4 protein-coding genes are annotated in these 7209 nt (G+C 34.5%); 3 read left to right on the top strand and 1 reads right to left on the bottom strand.

Annotated features, from left to right (window positions below):
* Nucleotides 1-64: 64 nt before the first annotated feature.
* Nucleotides 65-1453, top strand: a complete 1389-nt coding sequence (locus ACKI2W_RS11260) for an ATP-binding protein (protein WP_407382056.1) — start codon at nucleotides 65-67, stop codon at nucleotides 1451-1453.
* Nucleotides 1454-1479: 26 nt separating this feature from the next.
* Here ACKI2W_RS11260 and ACKI2W_RS11255 read toward each other — a convergent pair whose 3' ends face one another.
* Complete coding sequence (locus tag ACKI2W_RS11255; RefSeq protein WP_407382055.1) at nucleotides 1480-2916, bottom strand: hypothetical protein; 1437 nt, start codon at nucleotides 2914-2916, stop codon at nucleotides 1480-1482.
* Between the two features lie 212 nt (nucleotides 2917-3128).
* On the opposite strand from ACKI2W_RS11255, the gene ACKI2W_RS11250 reads away from it, so the two are divergent.
* Together ACKI2W_RS11250 and ACKI2W_RS11245 are read left to right on the top strand one after the other, a co-directional pair.
* Nucleotides 3129-6656 carry an SNF2-related protein gene (locus ACKI2W_RS11250; RefSeq protein ID WP_407382054.1) on the top strand — a complete coding sequence of 1176 codons (3528 nt, stop codon included), beginning with the start codon at nucleotides 3129-3131 and terminating at the stop codon, nucleotides 6654-6656.
* A gap of 327 nt (nucleotides 6657-6983) precedes the next feature.
* A partial coding sequence (locus tag ACKI2W_RS11245) for a helix-turn-helix domain-containing protein (RefSeq protein ID WP_407382053.1) occupies nucleotides 6984-7209 on the top strand: 226 nt, incomplete at its 3' end.

The following is a 7209-nucleotide window of genomic DNA, read 5'->3' as shown; positions in this document are numbered from 1 at the left end:
TTTTTATTATCAATTCAAGTGTAATTTCTATTGATTAATATAATTAATATGATTGGAGGTTATTATGAAATATAAGATTTTTTTAAGTAGTGGTAGGAAAGAATTTGAAAATGAAAGACTTTTCATTAAACAAGAAATAGAAAATGATTATATTTTAAATAGATTTTTTGAAATCTTTGCATTTGAAAAAACTTCAGCTTCTGGTGTTTCGCCTGAAAAATTATATAGTGATGAAGTTGTAAATTCAGATATTTATATCGGTTTAATAGGTTCTGATTATGGAAGTATTTTAGAATCAGGAATATCTCCAACGGAACTTGAATATGATTTGTTTAACAAAGCACATAATGATGCATTAATTTATATTAAAAATTCTAATTTTAGGGATGATAAAACAGTTCAATTTATTAATAAAATAAAAAATGAGCATAGTTATCAAAGATTTGATGATCGTTATGAGTTATTTAAACAAATTAGGAGAAGCTTAGGGGATTTTTTAGGTAAAAATCTTAAAAATTATAAATCTTTTGATTCTGAGTTGCTATTGGATTCATCATGTGATGATGTTGATATGGAGGCATTAGAGTTATTTTTCAATGTTTTAGATTATAATCCTATTGAAAAAATACGTGATGAAAAAGGTTTAATGAAAGTTTTATCAACAATTAAAGCTGGAGATTATAAAAATGGTGAATTTAGATTAAACACGAGTGGTGCATTATTCTTTGCTAAGGATATTTCAAAATTTAATATTTCTCATGAAGTTAAAATGGTTCGTTTTTATGATAATGATGGAATAGATACTTTTGAAAAAACAGAATTAAATACGTCATTGTTAAAAATTTTAAAAGAAGCAGAATCATTTTTTTATAAGGTAACAATTAATATTTCTCAAATTAATGGATTTGAACGTGTAACTACTCATGAATATCCTTTTGAAGCTATCCGGGAAGCGCTTGTAAATGCTCTTGCTCATAGAGACTATTCCATAATGACAGCCCCCATAACATTTTATATTTACAATGATAGGATTGAAATTACAAGTCCTGGACGTTTAGTATATCCATTAAAGGTATCAGATTTAGAAAATAATGATCCAATTCATAGAAACGAAATTTTATGCAATATTTTTTCTAAAACAAGATATATGGAGCATGTTGGAACGGGTATCCGTAAAATGAAAGAAGCAATGTTAAAACAAGGTTTAAATGAACCTGACTTCATTGAATCTGGTGAATTTTTTAAAGTTGTTTTTTGGGCTAATGAAAATAATCTAAATACTAGGCAGAAGGAATTTTTAAAATCGAATATTTCTTCAATAACAATTCCGAAATATATGAAAATTTTTGATATATCAAGAAACACTGCAACAAATGATTTAAATAAACTTGTTGATAATAAATTATTTGAAAAAAATAAAAAAGGAAAAACAATAATTTATGAAAAATTATAATTTTCCTATGAATTAAGTGGATATAACTATCCACTATATTCAACACCATTAACAAGAAGTTTATGGCCGTTTAAATTAATTGTACCTGAATTTTCAAGGCTTGTTATATTGCTGTCACCACTTAATGTCCATGTGGATCCGCTGTCAATGACAACATTTGTGGTTCCGGTTGAGTTTATTGCACCTTCAAATTCAGTGTTCTGCAGGTTGAAGTTCAGGGAACTTATTGAATCAACGATAATGTCTCCATTTAATTTCTCATCTATGGATGTTAAGTTGACGTCCCCGCCGTTGGAGCCTTCGCTTCCCCACTGGTTCTGGCCTGAAATGTCAAATAGTATTCCGCTTCCGAAATTGAACGTTGAGGACTCTAAAACGATGTTTGCTTTCGTGTTAGTCACATGAAACATCGGTGCGGTGCTGTAGTAATCGGAAGATGAATCGATTGACAGTGTAGTCGCTTTACAGTCAAATACTGAAGTTCCAACATCAGCGTCACCGCTCATGCTCTGGTAAATGAACACTCCACCCAAATCAACATAATTGTCACCATCTTTACGGTTACCTTCCGCAAAACAGTTCAAGTCACAGTTTTCTAAAGATATTGAGTTTTTACCTTCGATACATGCGATTTGGGAAACGTATGCAGTACCGGTTGATTCACCAATAGTGATGTTTCCTGTTGAATAAACTAATGGGGAGCCTCTTCCTGAATCTTTGCTGACGCCTGTGTTTAGTATTGAATTTTTAACAGTAATATTTCCTTCTCCACGGTCTGTTGCAACAGCAGCGCAGCTTCCTCCGTCAGTGTTGATTTCCACATTGGTAGCTTCAATAACTCCGCCGAAAGTTGCATCTAGTCCACGGGACTTGTCCTGGTGGGTTGTTATTTTAACATTGCTTACAGTTGCTTTTGTAATGTCGGTTCCCTGAGCATCTTTATTCAATGCTTCAGGAGGTTTTTCAGGAGCATCTCCTCCACCTTCTCCTGGGGCGGTGCCGCTTTCACCGGGTGATCCACCTTGACTTTGACCGGAATCGGTGTTTGTCACAAAGATTCCGTTTGATCCTTTGGAGTTGGTGTTGATTTCACAGTTTTCAATGGTCAGCTGTGATGAGTCCTTAACCAGAACAGCTGAGTTAACGCCGTAAAAGTCTGCGTCATCGCCTGAAGTGGCAGTGTCTCCTGTTTTATTGATAACAGAATTGGCCAGTTTCAATATTCCTGAATTGTTTACAAAAATGCTGTTCACATCACTTTTATCTGTTGAGAAAAATCCGTTGCTTTCATCCTGAGTTTCACTTTCTATGCTTAAGCTTCCTTTTTCTGTCAAGGCATTTGCATCAACAGCAATGCCTGTTCCGCTCATGGTGGATACATTATTGCTCGAGAATGCAAAAAATCCTATTATGGCTAAAAGGATAACAGCTATTATTGTGATTATTAAATATTTTTTGTTCATGGTGAATTCTATATTGTTTGAATTTTAAATATTTTTTCACATGCTCATTAGAATATTGTTCTGAGGAGGTTATTTTTTAATTTAAAGGTTAAACTGTCAGATATATTCCAAATAATTTAAATATATCTTTTTTCAAATAGTTTATCAAGTGTTTTTCAAGTTTTTGAAAAATATAACATTCATTGATAAAATATGGTTGGTAAGGGATAATTATGGCGAGAAGGCAATTTACGAAAACCTGGTGGGGTGAAAAATGGTTGGATGCCCTTGAAGGTGTTTACTGGACAAACCGCATTGGCCGTGGAAGAAGCTACGCAAATACGGGCAGGGTTTATGATGTTGAAATCCATGAAAACACAGTAACCGCCAAGGTTAAGGGAAATTATAGGAAATATTATGATGTCATGGTGGAATTCAAAAAGTTCACAGACAAGCAGAAAGAAAAAATTTTAAGGATTATCTATAAAAACCCTTCCATATTGTCCGCTTTGCTCAACCATAAGCTTCCAATTGAACTGCATGACATGCTTAAAAAGGCAAAAATCAATGTCTTTCCAACATCCCATCATGACATGTACTCTTCCTGCAATTGCCCGGATTATGCTCTGATTTGTAAGCATATTGCAGGTCTTGTCCATATGATTGCACTTGAAATTGATAAGGATCCTTTTCTCATTTTCAAACTTCAGGGATTTGATTTACTGGAATCTTTAAACTATTCGGCTGAAGACAAAACCATAAACATCACAAGTGTTGATGATCTGTTCATGCATGAGGATGTCGAAGCAAAGCAAAGCGGAGATGTTGATTTTTCTAAAATACCTGAACTGCATGATAAGATTTTCCTTCTTCTGAACGACAATCCTGTGTTTTTCAAAAAGAACTTTAAAGCTATTTTAAACAATATCTATAAGTCCATGGCGCGTTTTGTCAAAAGACATGTTGATGACTATACGAGATATCAGAACGGTACCGGATATGAATTTTTCTATCCTTTGGATTATGAATATGAACGTTTCAGGGGAAATGCTGATGATTATGACGGCTTTCTTGAAAATGTCTTTCTTGAAAGATGGGGAATGCCGAATCAGTGGAACAGCTTTAAAATCAATATTAACGGTAATTATGACATTTCAAAAATCCGCATTGATAAGAAAACGCCGTTTGATGATGACAAATCCTGGGAAGCATTATTCGGTTTTTTTACCGAATTGTCACAAAGTCAGATTGATAAATTCTGCCATGACATACAGTTTTTGAATATGGTGTATAACTTTAGTCTGGAACTGATTAAAAAGCATGCTATAGTGCCGGAACTCTTTGAAACAAAGGATAAATTCCAGATTCGCTGGATTCCAGCAATATTTGATAATTCAATATCTGATTTAATCGATATATTGTCATCTCAATGTCCGGATAATCTGGTCAAGTTCAAAAATCGCAGGATATCTGCAAAAGACCAGATTATAACTTTAATCAGCCTCTTTGTCGAAGGATTTTTCCAGGACTATCTGAAATATGGTGCTCCTACAACAGTTAGAAATCTTTATTCCGACAGCATTGTTGAATTGTTTTTCTTCAATGGGAAGAAATTGGATATTAACACTGCTGAATCTGTCAATCAATGGCTGTCCAAGTTCAGTTTAAGTTCAAGGGATTATGATTTATATCTTGTCGTCGAACAAAACCTCAATTCGTTCAATGTTGATGTGAAAGTTAATGACGAGCTGACTCCAATCAATGAAATGATTGAAAAGGCTGAAGACAATACTTTAAGGTTAAATCTGCTTAAGGACACCTACATCATAAATGAAATTTTTCCGGATTTCAACCGCACAATTGATTTGGGCGAAAATCTGGAGTATAATCTTGATGACTTTACCAACTTCTTCATGAATACTTTGCCGTTATTTGAACTTATGGGCATTAAGATTATTCTTCCGAAATCCCTTCAAAAGATATTCAAGCCTAAGCTCGTGCTGGATATCAAATCCAAAAATGAGGAATCATATATCAGATTTGATGATTTGACCAAGTTTGACTGGAAAGTAGCTATTGGAAATACCACGTGTAGCTTGGATGAGTTTAAAAAGCTTTCCGAAAAGTCAAAAGGGCTGGTTCGTATTGCAAACGAGTTTGTAATGCTTGATGAAAGGCAGGTCAAATCATTGCTAAAACAAATCGATAAGCTTCCGGAAAAGCTGAGCAGGCATGATTTGATGAAGGCACTGCTCAGCGGTGAGATAAATGATGCTGATGTTAATATTGACGGTGATTTGGAAAAGCTGATAAGTGAAATAACGTCATTCGGTCAGGTCAGTGTTTCTGAAAATGTCTGTGCAGATTTAAGGCCATATCAAAAGACAGGCTATTCATGGCTTGTTCAAAACATCTCATCAGGATTCGGGTCAATACTTGCCGATGACATGGGTCTTGGAAAAACCCTGCAGGTGTTAACCGCAATACAGCATCTTAAGGATTCAGGGATGATTGAAAAGCAGAAAGTCCTTGTTATTGCTCCGACAAGCCTTCTTACAAATTGGGCTGAAGAAATCAGCAGGTTCACTCCGGATTTAACATCATTCATATATCATGGATCAAACAGGAAATTTCCCAAAAAAGAGTATGATGTCTATCTGACTTCCTATGGTGTAATCAGAAGGGATGTTGAGAAATTCAAAAGGAGAAAATGGTTCCTGATAGTCGTTGATGAGGCGCAAAATATCAAAAATCCTGATACAAAACAGACAAAAGCCGTAAAGTCAATCAAATCCAAGCATAAAATTGCAATGTCAGGCACTCCAGTTGAAAACAGATTGGCTGAATACTGGAGCATATTCGATTTCATAAACAAGGGATATCTGAAAAGTCTGAAAAACTTCAGGAAAAATTATATCTCCCCAATTGAAAAGGAAAGAAATGCGGATGTACTGGATAACTTCAAAAAGATAACTCAGCCATTTATCTTAAGAAGACTCAAGACAGATAAAAGCATCATATTCGATTTACCGGATAAGATTGTAAATGATGTTTACTGCAATCTGACAGGCCAGCAGATAGCCCTTTATAAGGAAACCCTGGATGCATCAATAGAGGAAATAGAAGCCAGTGATGGTATTAAAAGAAGAGGAATAGTTTTAAAATTAATAAATTCCCTTAAACAGATTTGTAACCATCCGTCACAGTTTACAAAGTCAAAAAGCCATCTTGTCAGCGAATCAGGAAAACTGGAAGTTCTGATGCATACCCTTCAAAATATTTTGGATAATAACGAAAAGGTTTTGATTTTCACCCAGTATGTGCAGATGGGTGAAATAATTCAGGATCGGATTGAGAAAACGTTTAAACAGGAAGTGCTGTTTCTGCACGGGTCACTGTCACGTAAGAAAAGGGATGATATGGTTAAAAAGTTCCAGAACAATCCCCAAAATAAGATATTCATAGTCTCTCTCAAGGCAGGAGGAACAGGGCTGAACTTGACTGCGGCTCAAAATGTGATTCATTATGATTTGTGGTGGAATCCTGCCGTGGAAAATCAGGCAACAGACAGGGCATATCGTATAGGCCAAAGTGAAAATGTAATGGTTTATCGCTTTATCTGCAAGGGAACCTTTGAAGAAAAGATAAATGAAATGATTAATAAAAAACAAGAACTTGCACAGCTCACTGTCGGGGATGGAGAAAAATTCATTACTGAAATGACCAATGAGGAATTAAAAGAAATGTTAACCTTGAGATGATAAGAACCTATTGGGTCATGTGTTTTGGGTTATTGGTTCATTTTTTTGACCTATTGGGTCATGTGTTTTGGATTTATCTTAAAAAAGCGAGAATACCCCGGCTTCTTAAGTCCAGGGAGAATCGGCGGGTTTTAGGGGGTACCTTTATTTTTATTTAGTATTTGTAGTTATTTTTTTCTAAAAATATGTCATTTGTTTTTTGTATTTTTTTTACTCAGTGTACTTTATCTATTTTTTTTGGGGGTTTGGCAGAATAGTGTTCAACTGCTCTCGCATAATCTGTTTATATGCTGATGTATTATATTATATATTATAAAATCTAAAAAAATGTCTTCTATTTTTTTTCTTTTGAAGAAAAAATTAATATTAGGAATGTTTTGGAAATGTAAACAAAAAATAATGGGTTGTGTTTTTTTTATGGATGAGCGGACTGTTGGTGTTGTAGTTAGAATTCTTCCCAATCCTGAGCAGAGGGAAGGGTTTCATCAGAATTTTGGTTGTGTGCGTAAAGCATACAACGAAACATTAGGTAAATACAACGCTTTATATGAAA

Source organism: Methanobrevibacter sp., from assembly GCF_045603845.1.
Lineage (GTDB): Archaea > Methanobacteriota > Methanobacteria > Methanobacteriales > Methanobacteriaceae > Methanocatella.
The sequence above is the reverse complement of the archived record's forward strand: the minus strand, read 5'-3'. Positions and strand labels throughout refer to the sequence as shown.

Bases quoted from the DNA above. Each gene is read 5' to 3' on its own strand.
- ACKI2W_RS11260 (WP_407382056.1), top strand. From the start codon at position 65: ATGAAATATAAGATTTTTTTAAGTAGTGGTAGGAAAGAATTTGAAAAT.
- ACKI2W_RS11255 (WP_407382055.1), bottom strand. From the start codon at position 2,916: ATGAACAAAAAATATTTAATAATCACAATAATAGCTGTTATCCTTTTA.
- ACKI2W_RS11250 (WP_407382054.1), top strand. From the start codon at position 3,129: ATGGCGAGAAGGCAATTTACGAAAACCTGGTGGGGTGAAAAATGGTTG.